We start from the raw sequence: 17,080 nt of genomic DNA on the forward strand, positions 1-17,080 counted from the left end.
ATCGGTATTTTGCTCTTTGCCAGGGAATTGCACCTATCAAGGTGGTACTTCTTACCAGTCTTTGTTATATAAACAGTAATATCAGAGCTTTTCGCAGGACTTGGGGTTGGGACTACTGGCGCTACAGTAGTCCCGGCGCCAGAAGAAGTAGAAGAATTTTTAACCGTAGACGTAGGCGGGGCCGCCGCAACGTTGGACGTCCTTACGGCTAACGTTGCGGCGATCCTATATTTATACACTTCTTTTATATGATCTCGTATTGTTGGATTGTTGTTACAGTATATAGATAATGTGAAGTAAGGTTGTTATTATCCCATAAACTAATATTCCAAGTCCATTATTTCTGCTTCTTTGTCCTCTTGTTTTGCCTCGTTCTCATAATCCTCGGCTATCTTTGTTAATATAGTAGCTGTTCTTGGATAGCGAATAGCCCATTTACTTGCATACAGCCGGAATCGTCCAGCTAACTCTCTTTCTTGCTGTCCACCTTCATAGAGGGATTTTGTAACCGTTCCTCTTTTGTTATAAATTGCTATACTAAATCCTTTGTCCAGATCCTTACTCTGGATATCATCAAGTATTTTACAGACTGGTTCGGGGGGCCAAATATTATCTTTTTCAGCTTTTGCATATGCTAAAACTTGGCCAATGTGATAGTCACCAACCTCTCTCCGATCTGACTTTATACATAATTCTCTTGCCTTTACCACCCATGCTTTCAATTTTTCATAATCTATTTGCCCATCACTATTACTCCCGGGAGGAGTTTTCCAACTATGAAGCAATTCATAAGCAAAGTTTGCACGGTGCCTTAATAAGTCTTCAGGAATGGATTCCTTCTCTTCTTCCTGATCTTTGTTCTTAGGTGTATAAATGTACTTAAGAACTTCAACAAAAAACTCGGGGTTAGTTGTTAATTCCCTATGTAACATTTTAGGTGGTCGCGTACTTGTCACCCCTGCGAGAATAGGTAAATACAACCACTCTAGCTGAACTATTACTTCTTTCTTTATCTCAGTAGATTTATCTAGTTCATTAAACAATTTCTCAATATGATAAGACCTCAGCCCTTGAGAGTCATCTGAACTCGCTTCCGTAGCTGCCTTTCGTAGCACCTGTGCAATTAATATGGCTGGGATCTCTTTTGCAAATAAAGCAGAATATTCAATAGCTGTGAAATTTCTCTTGACGCGAATTAAATGGTTAATGGCATAAATTTTATCTTCTGTTGGCAAACCGGAAATCCATAATGTACAGTGTCTCCAGTAAGCTTCTTGGATTGCTTCATTGAACGTTTCTAATAAATCCCATACAACTCGATATTGGGGAAATGCCAGAAAGAGATTAACGATTTTATTTGGCTGCCATTCTTGCGAACGTGCTTTTTCAACAAGGCTATTTATCCAATTAATTCCTTCTTTGAGGGCTCGTTCATGTATATAACCCTGAACAAAATGGACTTTCTTATCATCTTCCCCTTCAAGCAAAGAAAGTAATATCTCCTCTTCCTCAATTTTTAATCCTACTTCAGATAAGCTAGTACCTACTAGCAAGGGGTTGTTGGTTTGTTCTGCAAGTTTGATTAATCCTTGAAGTCCGCCCATGCTCTTAATTACTTTTACAGCTTCTAATCTACGTTGTGCAATAATGAGTTCTAATTTTTTGTAATCGTCTCTTTCATTGCCTTCAGGGAGCTCAGGCCAATGTTCAAAGAGCCAGCAATAGCGTTCTATGGGATTTTGAGGTTCAACAAGAGAGTAAGCTTTTTCTATTTCTTTTAATTCTTTCTCTGGAAGGGCCCAATCAGCATCAGGGAAAGAGCGGTGTCGTGACAAAATGCTTCTAATCCGATTCCATACTTCAAGGCGGCCTTTAGATATTTCCTTTGCGGTAGACAAGAGTTTTGCTATAACATTGCTTCTGTCTTCAGGAGGTAGAGCGGAAAAATTATCTAGAACTTCCGCCCACCGATGACCATTACTGCCAACATGTATAAGCAGCCGGCTTGTTATTGCTTTTATACCTTCCAAAAGTTCGGTTATAGTTTTGACATCTGTTTTCTCGGAAAATTGTCTCCAGCGTGTTTTATGGGTAGGGGTACAAGTATCATGATAACGCGGCATTAAACCGACTAATAATTTCCACCCAATTTCAGGTTCCCGCTCTATTAAAGTGTCTATCGCTGCCAAACGTTGTTCTAGAGTAGCATATGTTTGAGGGAACCATAAAAGAAAAATATCACGTAGACTATTGATTGGCCTATTGGATAGCTTTCCTCCTGGATCGAGTTTCGCCAGCTTTCCTAAAATAAGAGTTACACGTCCAAGCAGCTGGGGATTCCAGGCTAAACCTTCTAATGCCCACAGTAGACTAGGATGAGCGCTTGATGAGCTTATTGGGTCTCCTGTTTCAGAAAACATACCCATAATAGGCGTATCATCTTGAGAAATTGACATTTCCACCGCCTCTAGAAACGAGTAAGGAGACGCTTCAGCAATAAGCGGAAGCACGTCGGAGAGAGAATACCAGAGTTTCCAGTCTGCATCATGAAGTAATTCTCTTACTATATGATCAACATACGTCTGAGCCGATGTCGATATAGGTATTCCTGTATCATCGCCTAAGACAGCTATGAGAACAAGGGTTTGGGCAATTCCTTCCCGTAAAGTTTCTGAATAAGGCATCTCCTTTCCGTAAATAGAAGCTAACCAACGTTTTTGGGGTTCCAGTTCAAGAGCAGGGTTTATAATACCAAGAACTTTTAGAGCAACCTTCTTAAATGTTTGAATGTCTGCTTCAGTTATAAACGGAGCAAGTGCAAACCAGGCGTCTATGGGTGATACCAGACGCCACCACTCGCCAATTTTCAGTACTGGGGAATCTGATTTATGCATCCATGTTAATAGTTTTTCAGAGAATGCTTCATAAGGTTTCCCTGCAAATTGACTGATGATTTTTTTGTCTTCTGCCTTTTTTTCCGACCAGCGCCCTGCCAATAAGCAAGGAATGATATCTCTTGCGGAGTCTGCTTGAGCCCATTCCGGCTGATTCGCTATCTTTGTTAATCGTCTGCGAAGTACAGTAAGACTTCGGCCTGTTTCTTTGGAAAATCTTTGAGCATCCGATTCTGATAGACCCATCTTTTTTAGTGCATCAATAAATGACTCACGTTTAAGCCGAGGAAGTTCAATTTTTTCAGTGGTTACTTTATTATCAGGGCCTAATGGAATATAGACATGATGTCCCCTTTGTGTTGCCTGAGGAGTCCCTTCAATTTCTGCAAATCGTGGAATAAGTAATAGCCCTCTTCTTCCAGTAACAGTTATATGCCTAAAAGAATCCGAGCTTTCTAGAACAATAGCTTTGGACAAGATAAATTCTCGTTCAATTTCTGGCAAGGTATTTATTACCGATGCTAAAAACACTAGAGCCTCGTCACTAGTTGCTGCTTGTACTGCGAGTGGTGATGGGGAAGAATTCAGCCACTTTCGAACTGATTCAGCTTGTTTATCTCTACCTGCTAAAACAACTTCTGACGTAAGAGGAGGGTTAGTGACTGAACTCCATTCGATCCAAAAATCTTCTAGGGCTATGGCACCTTCCGGATATATTCTTAAATATTTGGCCAGCCATGCACCCACAGCAGGTGCCTGCTCAAGCCATTCTTCTAACACTTCTGCATCATAAACTTTTACATCTTTCCAAAATCCTTCTTTTATTTTTTCCTTACACCATTCGTCTTTTCTTGTCCAAATTCTAGGAGTGATAAATATAAACGTTGTTTCTTTAGGATTAACTCCCAAAGGGTTTCCTTTTCGTTTTTGGTATTCCTTTTCTGCTTTCTTTTTGATATTTTGATCAGTCCCTATTTCCCATACGGAAAAACCCTCAGGAAGGTATTCATTACCAATAGTTGTTTCAAGAATTCCGTCCCAGCCAGGATAAACAACGCTATCTCCAGCAGGAATTCTTATATGGCAAATGTCTTCCGCAGTTGCTCGTATAAGACGACGGATTACAAGTGGCAGATATTCTTCGCAATCACGTGTTGAAGCCCAATTTTTAAGATCAGTAGTATTAATCCATTGCATACAAATTTCACTCCTTTTCGCCAAATAATAAGGTGAACCCCAATGTCAAGTAAAAAGCCTAAATTTGCTACTGGTTATAGTGATAGTTATAGTGTATGAAGGTTTCGTGGGAGATAGGGGTAGAAGTGGTGTGTTTCTTGTTATGCCTTCTTAAGTTGTGGGTTCAAGATTAATTGCCGCTAGTCCACCGTTAATAACTTTCCTTGGAGGTAAAACTCCATTGAGGCTCTCTTTTAGTGCACTTTCGATTTGCCGGGCAACATCCTGATGCTGCAGCAAAAATTCACAGGCATTTTCATGACCTTGACCCAGGTGATCGCCCAGCCATGAGTACCAGGCGCCGCTTTTAGTCACAATTCCTTTCTCAACAGCCATTTCCAATAGCGCTCCTTCTTTGGATATCCCCCGACCATAGAGCAAATCTAAATCGCATCCCCGGAACGGGGGCGCAACCTTGTTTTTTACAACCCGCGTTTTCATTTTGTGTCCTACTACTTGCGTCCCGTTTTTAAGCGTCTCCCCTCGCTGGACCTCAATCCTTATCGATGAATAAAACTTAAGCGCCCTGCCTCCGGGCGTCACGTAATCCGGTTTGCCGAAAGAGCCGCCGGTGTTTATCTTTTCCCGGAGTTGATTGATAAAAATGACTATCGTCTTGGACTTGGAAACTATCCCGGAAAACTTCCGCATGGCCTGGGACATGAGCCTGGCCTGGAGGCCGACATTGGCATCCCCGAATTCACCTTCTAATTCTTTTTTCGGCACCAGGGCGGCAACGGAATCTATCACGATTATATCCACGGCAGAAGATTGGATAAGAGCTGAGGCTATTTCTAGAGCCTGCTCGCCATATTCAGGCTGGCTGACCAGCAAATTCTCAATATCCACCCCGATGGTTTTAGCGTAATTGGGGTCAAAGGCATGCTCGGCGTCGATCAGGACGGCGTTGCCGCCGCCTTTTTGGATCTCGGTAATAGCGTGGAGGGCAATCGTCGTCTTGCCTGATCCTTCCTCGCCGAAAATTTCGATTATGCGGCCTTTGGGCAAGCCGCCTACGCCCAGGGCCAGGTCCAAGGTGAGTATTCCTGTGGGCATGGCTTCGACGTTCAGGCGTTCCTGCTGGCCCAGGCGCATGATGGCGCCCTTGCCATACTTTTTTTCAATCTCTACCAGGACTTTAGCAAGGGCTTGTTCACGGCCGGTTTCCATGCTTTTTGCACTCCTTCCCGGGGAATGTTTTGGTTTGATGGTAGTCTTTAACACTTTTATATCACCAAGAACAATTGTTCATCAACAGGTATTGCATTTTATCTCCGGGAAGATACTATTTGGCACCTAATCACTTTAGAAACTTTATCTTTACCAGCTCCGGCGGCACCCCTAATTCAGCCGCAAATTCTTCTATGGTTTGTCCATACCTGGGACGTTCTTCCCCCAGTAATAGTTCGGCGGTAAATGCATTGGCGCGGTATTCCTCCGACCCGGTGATTATGCAGGTGTTTTCCACCATAAAAAAGTAACCGAGGCCGGCGGGCGATAACTGGTCATGGCCGATTTCGTGGCCGACTATAACCCTTTGCTCTTCTCTGGGAAGGGAAGAGTTTATCCCGATAAGTTTGCGACCCATAAATTCCAAGACCATACCTTTTATCTTGCGGAAAGGGAAAGGGATGATTTTGATGCCCAGGTAATCAGCAAGCTTTAAGGGATCCCTGGTGTTATATTTTTTCACCAGGTCATTTACAGCTTTGATGATGTATTCTTGCATAAGCCGTCGCTCCCGGAAGCCTTGGATCGATATTTGTCGAAATATGGCTATATCAATAAAGCTACTCCCTTTCACAGGAAGTAGCTTTTAAATACTTGCGTTGCTCAAATTTTAAGGTCAAGAGGCAGCTGTTATTTACCTTTCTCTTTTTCTTTCTTCAGGGTTTTCCAGGCGAACTTTAGGAATTCTATTATGTCCTCTTTATCCTCTTCGTCCAGGGGTGCCCCATTAAATTGGACGTTGCTTTGTCTAAGGAATTCTTCTAATTCTATATTGGTGGGAGGGTCGTCACGGTTATACCATTCTTTTGTGTCTATAGGTTTGGCCTGCTTTTCTTCTTCTGGTAGGTAGCCGGCAACAGTCATTAGGTATTCAACCGTAACACCTAAGTGTGGAGCAAGTTTTTTTAACGTAGTTGGAGAGGGGATCTGTACGCCCGCTTCGATTCTGGAAAGTGTTGCAACAGAAACACCAGAGGCTCTATATAAGTCACCTAATGTTTCATATCCTGCTTTCAGCCTTAGTTCCTTTATTTTTTCGCCAATGTCTTTAGCCATTTTTTGCACCTCTTTAATATTATAAACCAATCATTACGCTAACGTAATACTTACGAGTGCGTAATTTTTTTATAAAGTTCTTGCGTCTCCGTAAGACTTATGATAAAATTGTCTTGCGAAGGCGAAACGGCAGAGGAGTGAATATATGGCTTCTATAAAACTTAACCATCAATTTTTTAGTAAGTTAACTCAAGGGCTAAAGGACAATGAGATAGCTAAAAAACTAAACATCTCTACTGTTCAATTATGGAGAGTTCGATTGCCAGATCATGATCCGAGACATAATGACCCAGGGGTGGATTTTATTGCTGGATTGTTGAAAGCATTTCCTAGTGTAAAATTTGAAGATGTATTTTTTTTAGATACACCGTTACGTTCTCGCAAGGAGGAGCTCTCTACAGGGACTGACGGATAATTTATGTTGCTGCTGGCGTTCCCATGTTTTGGCATCAAAATACATATTCGATATTGACCTTACCATTCCTTTTAGGATTAAAAAACAAAAAATCTAAGGGAGAGGATTAAATTGCCGGACCTGTCCTATATGGCCGTAGTCTGCCCATCGGGAAATGTCAAAAACCTCGGGGGCCGGCCGCTCCTTGTAGACCTTGAGAAGCTTAAAGAACTCCATGCCGCAGGGATGACCGATGTTGAAATAGCTAATGAATTGGGAGTTAAACGAAGTACAGTAGCTATGGCCAGAAAACGTATGGGACTTACTGCTAACCGTAGGGTTGGCGAACATGGTGGTACCACTCAAAGGTCTACCAATGAGGAAGAGGCCGCTATCATGGCCTGGCTCCAATATCAGCAGGCCGTAAATGCCGCCGAGATGTCGACCAGGAGGGTGCAGGTGGGCGGCGGGGATTGGCTTAAGTGGGCAGGGAGCGCCTATGAACTGGACGGTAGCCGCAATAAATACATATGCAACCTGGAACCGACAAGCCGGCCAGCTGACCTGCCGTTAAAAATATCAGCACTGGGTAATATACCAGCCGCCACCGGGTTCAAGAAAGGCAAGGGCGGCGGCAAAAAACCTATCCTTCCATAAAATACCGGGTTATACCCGGTTTTTTGTTTTTCAGGACATGCCGGGCGAACAAGCCGTCGCGCATATTTTCATAGGGAAAGGGGGAGTGCTTATGCAAATAGAGCGGCCTGTACCAAGGATAAGAGTTATTCCTGTGGGGAATGTTTCCGATCATAGAAGGGCCTATGCCCGTGTGGTTGATATTATACGCCAGGCCTGCCCTGACAGGCAGGAAAATCAACAAGAAATGTTGAAGGAAATAAACATGAAACCTACTCTGGGGAAGAAGAAAGATGAAGGCCGTGATATATGCTAGGGTAAGCACCCAGGACCAGGCTCTCGGTTTTTCCCTGGCCACCCAGAAAGAACTCTGCGAGAAGAAGGCCAGGGCTTTAGGGGCTTTAGAAGTCGAAGTCGTAGAAGACGCCTATACAGGCACGGAATTAAACCGCCCTAGCCTGGATTATGTGAGACAGCTCGCAGCCGCCGGAAAAGTGGACCTGGTAGTTGTCTATGACCCCGACAGGCTTTCCCGCAACCTTACAGATTTGCTCATCCTTTGCCGGGAATTTGATAAGGCGGGGGTAAGGCTGGAGTTTGTTAACTTTGACTGGCAAAAGACGCCCCAGGGCATGCTCTTCTTGCAGATGCGGGGGGCCTTTGCCGAATTCGAGCACGCGCTCATCAAGGAGCGTACCCAGAGGGGCAAGGCCAAAAAAGCAGCCAGCGGCAAGATCCGCTGCTACGCCAAGCCTTTTGGCTACGACTGGGACGCCGAGGGGGATACCCTGGTAATTAATCCCCAGGAAGCCGAAATCGTCAAGCAAATGTTTGAGTGGCTGACGGATCCTCTGGAACCCTTAACCCCCTGGCAGATTACCCAGAAGCTGGGCCAGGTGTACCCCCAGGGTCCCAGGGGCAAGGGTTGGGTCCACTCATCGGTGGTGCGGATGCTGAAAAATCCCGTATATACCGGCCGGTTAAGGCGCAAGGATGAGCAGCCTGATTGGAAACCGGTCCTTGTGCCGGCCATAATTGACCAGGAAACCTTTATGAGAGCCCAGGAGATGCTTGTCAGGTCCAAGCGTTTTAACCCTAAGACTACCAGGAGAAGATTCCTGTTGCAGCGGTTGCTGGTATGCGGGGAGTGCGGGCGGAGGCTTACAGTCGTCACCCATAACAATCCCCAGAAGGCGAAGTATAGCTATTATACCTGCCCCGGACGTTACCCAACCAAGTTTGACAACCAAGGCCGGGTAGGCAGGTGCGGGCTCCCACCCTGGCGGACGGAAGAAATAGATAAGACAGTATGGGATACTATAGCTTCTATAATTAAGAACCCGGAGCTTTTTTACCAGTATATTACCAGCGAGAAGCTTGAAACAGCCAGCATACCCCGGAGGCGCCTGGAGGAAGCGCGGAAGAGGCTAGAGCAAGTGCAACGGGTGATCGAGCGAATTGACCGGGCTTATTTTATCCTGGAGGCGTTGCCAGAAGAAGACTACAAGCGTTACCGGGCGGAACAAGAAGGAGAGCTAGTAAGAATAGAAGAAGATATCAAGAGGCTCGAAGCCGTAATTAACGCCCAGGAACAGGTGCAAAAAGGCGTAGAATTCCTGCGCCAGTACGCTGAAAACCTGGCACGGTCGGTGGATGAACTAAACTTTTTTCAAAAGCAGAATATTACCCGCGAGCTGGTGCAGAGGGTAAAAATATATGCTGACGGCAGCCTGGAAATAGAAGGGTACTTTAACCTTCCCTTTACCGGGCCGGGCAAAAATCTCCCGGATCATTGCGAAGAACTTACAGTATTAACCCCACAGAAGAACTTAAAAGAACCCCCTTGCAGTAGTGTTTTAACTTGCACACATCGAGAAAAAGGCCATCCAGAAGCTCTTGAAAGAGCTGTCGGCAGAAGGGTGTAGCAGGTGAACCTCAAAAGGTTATCCCCTGGCCTGGCAAGATGGCCAGTTTTTTATTTGCAGGGACCCGTGTAAAGAGCAGGTTTCCTGTGGTATAATTTTGCCAGCCTGCCATCAGGAGCCTGGCATGAGATTAATGGTTGCAGGTGTAAACTAATAAACTGGTGATGTTTAATATGACAAGGGTGCAGCTGAGGCGGGGCGAAGAGGGGCGTATTAAAGGAGGTCATCCCTGGGTTTACCGGACGGAGATTGAGACCATCTATGGCACCTTTGAACCGGGAGACATAGTTACCGTAGAGGATCACCGTGGCAGGTTTATTGGCCGGGGGTATATCAACCCGGCCTCCATGATTACTGTCCGCCTCCTTACCTATAATCGTGATGAGAAAATCGATAAGGCCTTCTGGCGGCGGCGCCTGGCGGCTGCCTGGGATTACCGCCAGAGGGTTCTCCAGGGCACGAGAACGGACGCCTATCGCATTGTCTTTGGCGAAGCAGATTTCCTGCCCGGGTTGATTGTCGACAAGTTTGGCCCCTACCTAGTAGTCCAGACGCTGGCTTTAGGGATTGACCGTTTTAAAGATACTCTGGTGGAAATCGTGGATGAGTTAATCCAGCCAGCGGGGATCTATGAGCGCAATGATGCTCCCGTACGGGAGCTAGAGGGCTTGGAGCTGCGGTCTGGATTCCTCAAAGGACCCTTTGACCCGCTGGTAATCATTCGAGAAAACGGCCTTAAATTTTATGTGGACCTGGCCGGGGGACAGAAGACTGGGTACTTCCTGGACCAGCGGGAAAACCGGGCCGCCATCCAGCCGTTTGTGAAGGGGGCGCGGGTACTGGACTGCTTTTGCCATACCGGTGGTTTTAGCCTTCACGCCGCCCATTACGGCGCCCGCGAGGTACTGGGCCTGGATATTTCGGCAGAAGCCATCGCTGTGGCGCGACGCAATGCGGTGCTCAATGGCTATGGGGACCTATGTTTTTTTGAAGTGGCCAATGTCTTTGACGCTCTGCGGGAGCTGGAGCGCCGGGAACAAAGGTTTGATGTGGTTATCCTGGACCCGCCGGCGTTCGTCAAGGCCAGGAGGGCCTTAGAGGGAGCCATCCGGGGCTACAAGGAGATAAATTTGCGGGCGATGAAGATTTTAGCCCCTGGCGGCTTTCTTGTGACCTGCTCCTGTTCCTACCACATGCCGGAGGATCTCTTTCTGGAGGTTATACGGGATGCAGCCTCGGATGCCCATCGGCGCCTGCGCCTGCTGGCCAGGCGCGGCCAGGCACCCGACCACCCAGTGCTTTTGGGTTATGATGAGTCGCGTTACCTCAAGTGCCTGTTGCTGCAGGTATTATGATTTGCCTAAACTTCATACGGAAGCGCTCCATAAGCACTGCGGCTTCTCCCCTGGTCATGGGGGCAAGAGGCCGCAGGGTACCGTCCGGATAACCGCGGAGCAGCCCTTCTTTTACGGCCCAGAGAACCGCCCTTTGCGCTGGTGGTGAAATATCACTCTCGTCCGGAAAGGAAGGCAGTATATGAGGCAGCGGGTCTACCGCCTGCCAGGTAGGAGGGGCTTTTATTTTGCTGGAAAGCAGCCATTCTGCTGCCCGGGCCAGAATTATAACCGCCTGCTCACGGCTCACCCCCTGGAGGGGCCGGAATGTACCGCCGGTATAACCTTCCATTAATCCTGCCCCTGTTGCCCTCGCTACAGCACTGGCATACCAGGAATCCGGAGGTATATCTACCCACTTTACCCGGGGCGTATCAGGAGTAATATCTAGCATCCTGTCCAACAGAGCTGCCATTTCCGCCCTGCTCAGAGGCGCGTCGGGATAAAACCTTCCCTCGCCATCGCCTCGGAGCAAGCCCTCACCGGCTAAAGCCATTATTGCCGGCCACGCCCAGTGTTCAGGCGGCACGTCAACGAACTCTGCCACTCCCTGCGGCACCCTTACTGGGACTTGTTCTTTGCTTGGTTCTTCACTTTCCACGCCAGACATATCCTCGCTATTTTTCTCGGGCGAATCTTGAGAACCCTTACTTCCTCTCCATGTAGTATTCTCTGCGGGCGGTTTAATGCTTTCCGGTTCTTCGCTGCTGCCACCACCGGGATCCTGTCCGGGGCCACCACTGCTTTCGCTGTCACTACCAGAGCTTTCCCTGAGCGGTTTGAAAATAATACTAGCCGTGGTCACGCTTTCACGGCCGGCGCCATCGCGGAAATGCACTATTACCTGGCGTGAGCCCGGTGGTCCGGGCAGTAGCTGCCAGCTCCGGGTTTCCCGGTAAGATTCCCACTCACCTGGTGGGCCGCCCTCGTTAGTTATCATCATGGCGTCTATACCATTAGCATCTGCGGCCCTGAGAGTGAGTTCCACTGTAAGACTGGAAGTTTCTTCAGCCTCGTTGTTGATACATACTTGCAGCACGGTTGGAGGTTGACGGTCTAAAATCAGGTAATCTCCAGCCTCGCCTTGATTACCTTTACCATCTATAGCCAGGACTGTGAAACGATAGACCCCATCTTTATCTTTTGTATCCGGTTCCCAGGACAGGGATGCACTGGAAGGTGGCCATTCATCCCGCCACCAGCTTTTCGCCATTACTGTCTCGCCACCTGGCCCATAAACCCCCAGCATCACCCGGTCGAGCCATTTCTCTTCGGCCAGGGAAACCTGTAGCGGCACAGGCTCGTCTGTGAGCCACATTTCCCCTGGAAGGGCTAAACTTACTTGCGGAGGAGTATCGTCTTCATAATAGGCATATGGCGCCCACGGGGTAAAGCTCAGGTCGCCTGTAATTTTATCCCCGTGACCCTGGGGGTTTAAGGCAGCATGGTACGGCCCGCTACTGCTACCCCAGTAATTTTCAAGAACTGCCAGGTTATTCCCTGGAGAAGCCAGCAAACCTTGCTCGTTATTGTATATGTTGTTCCCAATAAACCGCAAATTTGGCTCTGTCACCTGTAGCAGGTCAAGCCCTACCGCATTGGCCGTAATGGTGTTGCCGGTTACCTCCCCTTCAACTCTACCAGCCAGGCGCAGGCCAGTGCCATTATTTTTCCAGGACGATTCCCTTAGCGTCACTGCGCTGCTGCCGGTAACAATTACACCAGTGCTATTCCTGCTAAAAGTGCTTTTAGTAACGCTCACCCCAGAACCATTGTCTATCAATAACCCGGTGATATCAGTTCCCGCTGTATCGCCACTGCGGCAGCTAAGATCACATGCATTAATGCTTACATTCCTGCTATTGAGTACAGATATCCCTGTGGCGTTATATGTAAAAGTATTCCCTCTCACTGTTACTCCCTGGCTACTGCTAACCAGCAGGGCAGCTGATGAACCCTGAAGAAAATTGTTTTCCACCTGTACTCCCTGGCTGGAGAGTAGCTGCAAGGCGATATCGCCCTTTAATTCATTCCCCTGCAGGTTGCCCTCCAGAGCACTGTTTAACGTAAAAGCTGTTCCGTCGACAGTGACCGTATTTTCTAGAGCTGTTACGAGCATATCCATTGCGTCACCTTTCTGGAGGTCTATGCCGGCGGTAAAACCCTGGAGCTGGTTTTGCTGGAGGATAACTCGACCTCCAACCACCATAATACCCAGAGGTCCTGGCCCCATCATGGTATTACCCTCCACCTGTACGGTAGAGGGAGAAATAACCTTAATAGCCGGGCTCTCGAAACCATGCCTGGTTACGATCCGGTTTCTTGTCAGGATAAGGGAATTGACTCCCTGGGTGTAGACAGCAGTTCTACTAAGGCACTGGAAGGAACTATCGCTAATGGATACCGTGCCGCTGGCATTGATATGAATAAAATCGCTACCGTTTCCGCCTGCAGTTAAGGTGCAGCCCTGGATATTAATTTCTGTCATACCTGCTTCTATCCACAGGGCCGGGCCGGCTAATGGATTGTTATCCTCACCCAGCCGGCAGTTCGCCAGGTCGAACCTGGTGACCGGGTTGTTCTGCCTAAGGCCGCTGAAATAGATGGCTCCCCTGGAACTGCGCGTGAAAGTTACGTCCCGAAAAACCCCCGAAAAATCATTAACCCCATATTCCACCCTGACACCATGGTCCAGGCTTCCAGACCTCCCGCCCGACCATTCCAGACGTCCGTTGCGTTTAAAGTAGACTGCTTTCGCGCCATCTATCACCATGTTTTCCAACCGCAGTTCCAGGCAGGTATTTCCTGCACTGGTAACCTCTATACCATTATCATTTATACCGCTGGTCTTTAAAGTACCGTTCTGGAGGGTAAGACTGTAGACCGTCCCGGCCACGCTGATAGCATTCTTCCCGGAGGGAGCGGTAATAACAGCGCCGTTTAAATCAAGGGTTACACCCTCTACCTGCCAGTTTAGGCTTGTGATAAAACTAGCATTTTGGGCAACAACCTGGATGAAATCGCCCGGCCTAGCTCCATCCAGGGCAGCCTGCAAGTCACTGGCGTACACCCGCTGCGTCACGTTATAAACTGGATAAGTTGCTCCAGCGACTGCTTCATAACCTTTTTGCAGCACCAAGAGAAGCATGAACCCAAAGGTAAGGGCCAGAATCAATCCAGCTTTACCCCTGAACAACCCTTTCCTTCACCCCGGTGTGGTAGCTTCCTTAAATTAGCATATTCGCGCTTTTTCCCTGTTTTTCCTCCCTACCAACATTTTCCGACAAAATATGTCAGTTTTCCCGAAAACAATGAAAATAATGTTTTCCCCTTAGCAGTCTTTTTGTGGTATAATAACCTGTAAGTGCCTGCATTAGGGGTGAAACATGCTCAAGCTGCTGCAACCGGACCTCTATGTGCGCTCCCTGCGGGATATACCCCTGGCAGCTTTAAAGGCCCGGGGTATCCGCGGTTTGATTATTGACCTGGATAATACCGTGACCGAATGGGGACGGGCGACCCTGGACCAGGAAATATACCGGTGGTTTACGGAATTAAAGAAGCAAGACTTAAGGGCCTGCCTTGTATCCAACAACCGGGATGTCCGGGTACAAAAAATAGCTGCTTACCTGGGTATTCCCGGAATTTCCAAGGCCGGTAAACCCAGGCGGCGGGCCTTTTACCAGGCCATGGCCGTCATGGATACGGCAGTTGGCAATACTGCCGTCATTGGTGACCAGGTTTTTACCGATATCTTGGGAGGAAACCGCCTGGGGCTGTACACAGTTCTGGTGATGCCCATTAACCGGCGCGAATTCATTGGCACCAGGATGATGCGCCAGTTAGAAAGATTGATAACCAGGCGCCTGGTGCTCAGCGAGTTTAATAGTAACGATAGCAGCACATAGGTTTGATGGTCTATAACCGTCCCGGCTGCTTGAACCGGATATAAAAGCCCGTTATTTTGCATGAACTATTAATTGAACGGAAAAAGCGATATGCTTAATTTAACTTCGCGGAGATTGTCCGGGTAATCATTGTGCGCCTTTAACCAGATCCTAAAAGAAAACGGCAGGTGGAAGGATGCTCCAGGTAAAAGCTTCAACCGGGCTGGTGGCCCTGCTGGGGTACCCGGTAGAACATTCTTTATCGCCTTTAATGCAAAATGCGGCCTTTGCCGCCACCGGGCTGGACCTGGTTTACCTGGCCTTTGCCGTTACCCCCTCCGGCCTGCCGGCTGCCCTGGCCGGACTTAAAGCCCTGGGCTTCCGGGGCGCCAATATTACAGTACCCCATAAAGAAGCAGTTATCAAATACCTGGATGCAATTGATCCCGCGGCAGCCCGCATCGGAGCCGTGAACACAATTGTTAATAATGACGGGCGCCTGACAGGCTACAATACTGACGCCAGCGGTTTTTTGCGTTCCCTCCAGGAGGCAGGTTTTAATCCGGCCGGCAAGAAAGCAGTTATCCTCGGGGCTGGGGGGGCGGCCCGGGCGGTGGCCTTTGCCGTGGCCGGGGCAGGTTGTGCCGGGCTGACCATTGCTAACCGCACATTGGAACGGGCCGGGCACCTGGCAGCCGCCCTGGCAGGCTTAAGCCCCCCAGTAAAGGCCTGCACCCTGGAAGAGGAAGAGCTGCGTCCCAGGGTAGAAGAGGCCGACCTGGTGGTAAATGCCACCAGTGCCGGCATGGCCCCCATGGAGGGAGCCGTACCCCTGCCGGCCGCCTGGCTCAACGCCGGGCAATGGGTCTACGATCTGGTCTATAACCCCCTGGAAACGAAGCTTTTGCGGGAAGCCCGGCAGCGGGGTTGCCGGGTTATATCCGGTTTGGGGATGCTCCTGTACCAGGGAGCCGCGGCCTTCACCCTGTGGACGGGAAAGGCGGCACCGGTGGAGGTAATGGGAGAAGTCCTCCGGAAAGCAATACAAGACTCTCATGCCGCTAAATCGGCACCATCAGAAGGATGAAAATAACAGGCTGGCATTTGTTTATCGAGCGATTTGGTCCGAGCGGTAAAGCAGCCCGGGGCTGAGACGTGGGTTGATCCGCGCGGACCAGGGAGCGAGCAAGACAATACCAGCCTGGAGTTCTGGCGGAAGGCTGGATAATTAGGAGAGGCAGGAGATACTTTGCTGCGTTATCTTACTGCGGGGGAATCCCACGGGCGGGGGTTAAGTGTGATTGTTGAGGGTATGCCGGCCGGGGTGCCCCTGACGGCTGAAGAGATAAATACCTGGCTGGCCCGCCGCCAGGGCGGTTACGGCCGCGGCGGGCGCATGAGCATTGAACGGGACCGGGTGGAGATCCTGGCAGGGGTGAGAGGCGGTTATACCTTGGGCAGCCCCGTCGCCCTTTTTATAGCCAACCGGGACTGGGCCAACTGGCAGGAGATTATGGCTCCCGGGCCGGAGGCCCGGGCCGAGCGGGTAGTCACCCGGCCGCGGCCGGGGCATGCCGACCTGGCGGGGGGGTTGAAATACCACCAGGCGGACCTGCGTAATATCCTGGAACGGGCCAGTGCCCGGGAAACGGCGGCCAGGGTGGCGGCCGGGGCTGTGGCTGCTGCTTTGCTCAAAGAACTGGGGATTGAACTGGCGGCCCATGTGGTCCGGATTGGACCGGTTGCAGTCAAAGGGGCGGTAGAATTGAGTGCTGCCCGGCAGGCCTGGGGGTCGCCCGTCTACTGTGCCGACCCGGAAGCCAGCCGGGCCATGGTAGCCGTTATTGAAGAAGCCCGGCAAAAGGGGGATACCCTGGGAGGGGTGGTGGAAGTCCTGGCGGCCGGCGTACCAGCCGGGCTGGGCAGCCATGTTCACTGGGACCGGCGCCTGGACGGGCGCCTGGCCCAGGCTTTAATGAGCATCCCGGCCATCAAAGGGGTAGAAATCGGAGCCGGTTTTGAGCTCGCAAGTATTCCGGGAATCCTGGCCCATGATGCCATTGCCTACCGGGAAGGACAGGGCTTTTACCATCCCACCAACCGCGCCGGCGGCCTGGAGGGTGGTATGACCAATGGAGAAATCCTTGTCCTGCGGGCGGCCATGAAACCAATCCCCACCCTTATGCAGCCCCTGCCCAGCGTTGATTTCCTGACAAAAAAACCTGCTACTGCTGCTGTGGAACGTTCTGACGTCTGCGCCGTCCCGGCGGCAGCGGTCGTTGCCTGGGCAGCGGTGGCCTGGGTCCTGGCCGGGGCAGTGATGGAGAAATTTGGCGGCGATTATTTACCGGAAATTAAGGAGCGAATGGCGGCTTACCGGGAGTATTTAAGCGGTATTTAACAGGTAAGGGTCTATGATCCTGTGGGG

General features: G+C 49.5%; 13 protein-coding genes. 8 read left to right on the forward strand and 5 right to left on the reverse strand.

The features are described from left to right. Positions 1-320 precede the first annotated feature (320 nt). The 4 genes from MOMUL_RS11835 to MOMUL_RS11850 all read right to left on the reverse strand — a co-directional run bounded on the left by MOMUL_RS11835 (position 321) and on the right by MOMUL_RS11850 (position 6,416). Positions 321-4,091 (reverse strand): hypothetical protein, encoded by a 3,771-nt coding sequence (locus tag MOMUL_RS11835; RefSeq protein WP_062285175.1) that lies wholly within the window; start codon positions 4,089-4,091, stop codon positions 321-323. A 150-nt stretch (positions 4,092-4,241) separates the two neighbouring features. Beyond that, positions 4,242-5,300: a recombinase RecA gene (recA, locus tag MOMUL_RS11840; RefSeq protein ID WP_062285177.1), complete on the reverse strand. Its 1,059-nt coding sequence runs from the start codon at positions 5,298-5,300 to the stop codon at positions 4,242-4,244. 130 nt (positions 5,301-5,430) lie between these two features. Then, complete coding sequence (locus MOMUL_RS11845) at positions 5,431-5,859, reverse strand: ImmA/IrrE family metallo-endopeptidase (RefSeq protein ID WP_062285179.1); 429 nt, start codon at positions 5,857-5,859, stop codon at positions 5,431-5,433. A 131-nt stretch (positions 5,860-5,990) separates the two neighbouring features. Next, positions 5,991-6,416, reverse strand: coding sequence for a helix-turn-helix domain-containing protein (locus MOMUL_RS11850; RefSeq protein ID WP_062285181.1), 426 nt, complete (start codon positions 6,414-6,416; stop codon positions 5,991-5,993). Between the two features lie 145 nt (positions 6,417-6,561). Here MOMUL_RS11850 and MOMUL_RS11855 point away from each other — a divergent pair, with 145 nt between their 5' ends. The 5 genes from MOMUL_RS11855 (at position 6,562) to MOMUL_RS11875 (ending at position 10,726) form a co-directional block, all read left to right on the forward strand. Further along, a complete protein-coding gene (locus MOMUL_RS11855; protein ID WP_062285182.1) occupies positions 6,562-6,831 on the forward strand; it encodes a hypothetical protein in 270 nt (89 codons plus the stop codon). A 111-nt stretch (positions 6,832-6,942) separates the two neighbouring features. After that, positions 6,943-7,467, forward strand: coding sequence for a GcrA family cell cycle regulator (locus tag MOMUL_RS16940; protein ID WP_062285185.1), 525 nt, complete (start codon positions 6,943-6,945; stop codon positions 7,465-7,467). Between the two features lie 37 nt (positions 7,468-7,504). Continuing rightward, positions 7,505-7,762 (forward strand): hypothetical protein, encoded by a 258-nt coding sequence (locus MOMUL_RS16295; RefSeq protein ID WP_169802201.1) that lies wholly within the window; start codon positions 7,505-7,507, stop codon positions 7,760-7,762. Further along, positions 7,740-9,371 carry a recombinase family protein gene (locus MOMUL_RS11870; RefSeq protein WP_062285189.1) on the forward strand — a complete coding sequence of 544 codons (1,632 nt, stop codon included), beginning with the start codon at positions 7,740-7,742 and terminating at the stop codon, positions 9,369-9,371. The genes MOMUL_RS16295 and MOMUL_RS11870 overlap by 23 nt, the downstream gene beginning before the upstream one ends. A gap of 173 nt (positions 9,372-9,544) precedes the next feature. Beyond that, on the forward strand, positions 9,545-10,726 hold the full coding sequence (locus MOMUL_RS11875; protein ID WP_062285191.1) for a class I SAM-dependent rRNA methyltransferase: 1,182 nt from the start codon (positions 9,545-9,547) through the stop codon (positions 10,724-10,726). Here the strand turns inward: MOMUL_RS11875 and MOMUL_RS11880 are convergent. Continuing rightward, a complete protein-coding gene (locus MOMUL_RS11880; RefSeq protein WP_062285193.1) occupies positions 10,698-13,940 on the reverse strand; it encodes an S-layer homology domain-containing protein in 3,243 nt (1,080 codons plus the stop codon). The two genes, MOMUL_RS11875 and MOMUL_RS11880, sit on opposite strands and share 29 nt — an antisense overlap. A gap of 211 nt (positions 13,941-14,151) precedes the next feature. Here MOMUL_RS11880 and MOMUL_RS11885 point away from each other — a divergent pair, with 211 nt between their 5' ends. From MOMUL_RS11885 to aroC, 3 genes are all read left to right on the forward strand, one after another. Then, a complete protein-coding gene (locus MOMUL_RS11885) occupies positions 14,152-14,673 on the forward strand; it encodes a YqeG family HAD IIIA-type phosphatase (RefSeq protein WP_062285195.1) in 522 nt (173 codons plus the stop codon). Between the two features lie 175 nt (positions 14,674-14,848). Beyond that, entirely contained in the window at positions 14,849-15,739 is an 891-nt protein-coding gene (locus MOMUL_RS11890) for a shikimate dehydrogenase (RefSeq protein ID WP_062285197.1), read from the forward strand. Positions 15,740-15,901: 162 nt separating this feature from the next. Further along, entirely contained in the window at positions 15,902-17,053 is a 1,152-nt protein-coding gene (gene aroC / locus MOMUL_RS11895) for a chorismate synthase (protein WP_062285199.1), read from the forward strand. The last annotated feature ends 27 nt before the right edge of the window (positions 17,054-17,080 follow it).

Source organism: Moorella mulderi DSM 14980, assembly GCF_001594015.1.
GTDB classification, from domain to species: domain Bacteria; phylum Bacillota; class DSM-521; order Neomoorellales; family Neomoorellaceae; genus Neomoorella; species Neomoorella mulderi.

Coding starts and splice junctions, on each gene's coding strand:
- MOMUL_RS11885 (WP_062285195.1), top strand. CDS start 14,152: ATGCTCAAGCTGCTGCAACCGGACCTCTATGTGCGCTCCCTGCGGGAT.
- MOMUL_RS11845 (WP_062285179.1), bottom strand. CDS start 5,859: ATGCAAGAATACATCATCAAAGCTGTAAATGACCTGGTGAAAAAATAT.
- recA (WP_062285177.1), bottom strand. CDS start 5,300: ATGGAAACCGGCCGTGAACAAGCCCTTGCTAAAGTCCTGGTAGAGATT.
- MOMUL_RS11835 (WP_062285175.1), bottom strand. CDS start 4,091: ATGCAATGGATTAATACTACTGATCTTAAAAATTGGGCTTCAACACGT.
- MOMUL_RS11890 (WP_062285197.1), top strand. CDS start 14,849: ATGCTCCAGGTAAAAGCTTCAACCGGGCTGGTGGCCCTGCTGGGGTAC.
- MOMUL_RS11850 (WP_062285181.1), bottom strand. CDS start 6,416: ATGGCTAAAGACATTGGCGAAAAAATAAAGGAACTAAGGCTGAAAGCA.
- MOMUL_RS11875 (WP_062285191.1), top strand. CDS start 9,545: ATGACAAGGGTGCAGCTGAGGCGGGGCGAAGAGGGGCGTATTAAAGGA.
- MOMUL_RS16295 (WP_169802201.1), top strand. CDS start 7,505: ATGCCGGGCGAACAAGCCGTCGCGCATATTTTCATAGGGAAAGGGGGA.
- MOMUL_RS11870 (WP_062285189.1), top strand. CDS start 7,740: ATGAAGGCCGTGATATATGCTAGGGTAAGCACCCAGGACCAGGCTCTC.
- MOMUL_RS11855 (WP_062285182.1), top strand. CDS start 6,562: ATGGCTTCTATAAAACTTAACCATCAATTTTTTAGTAAGTTAACTCAA.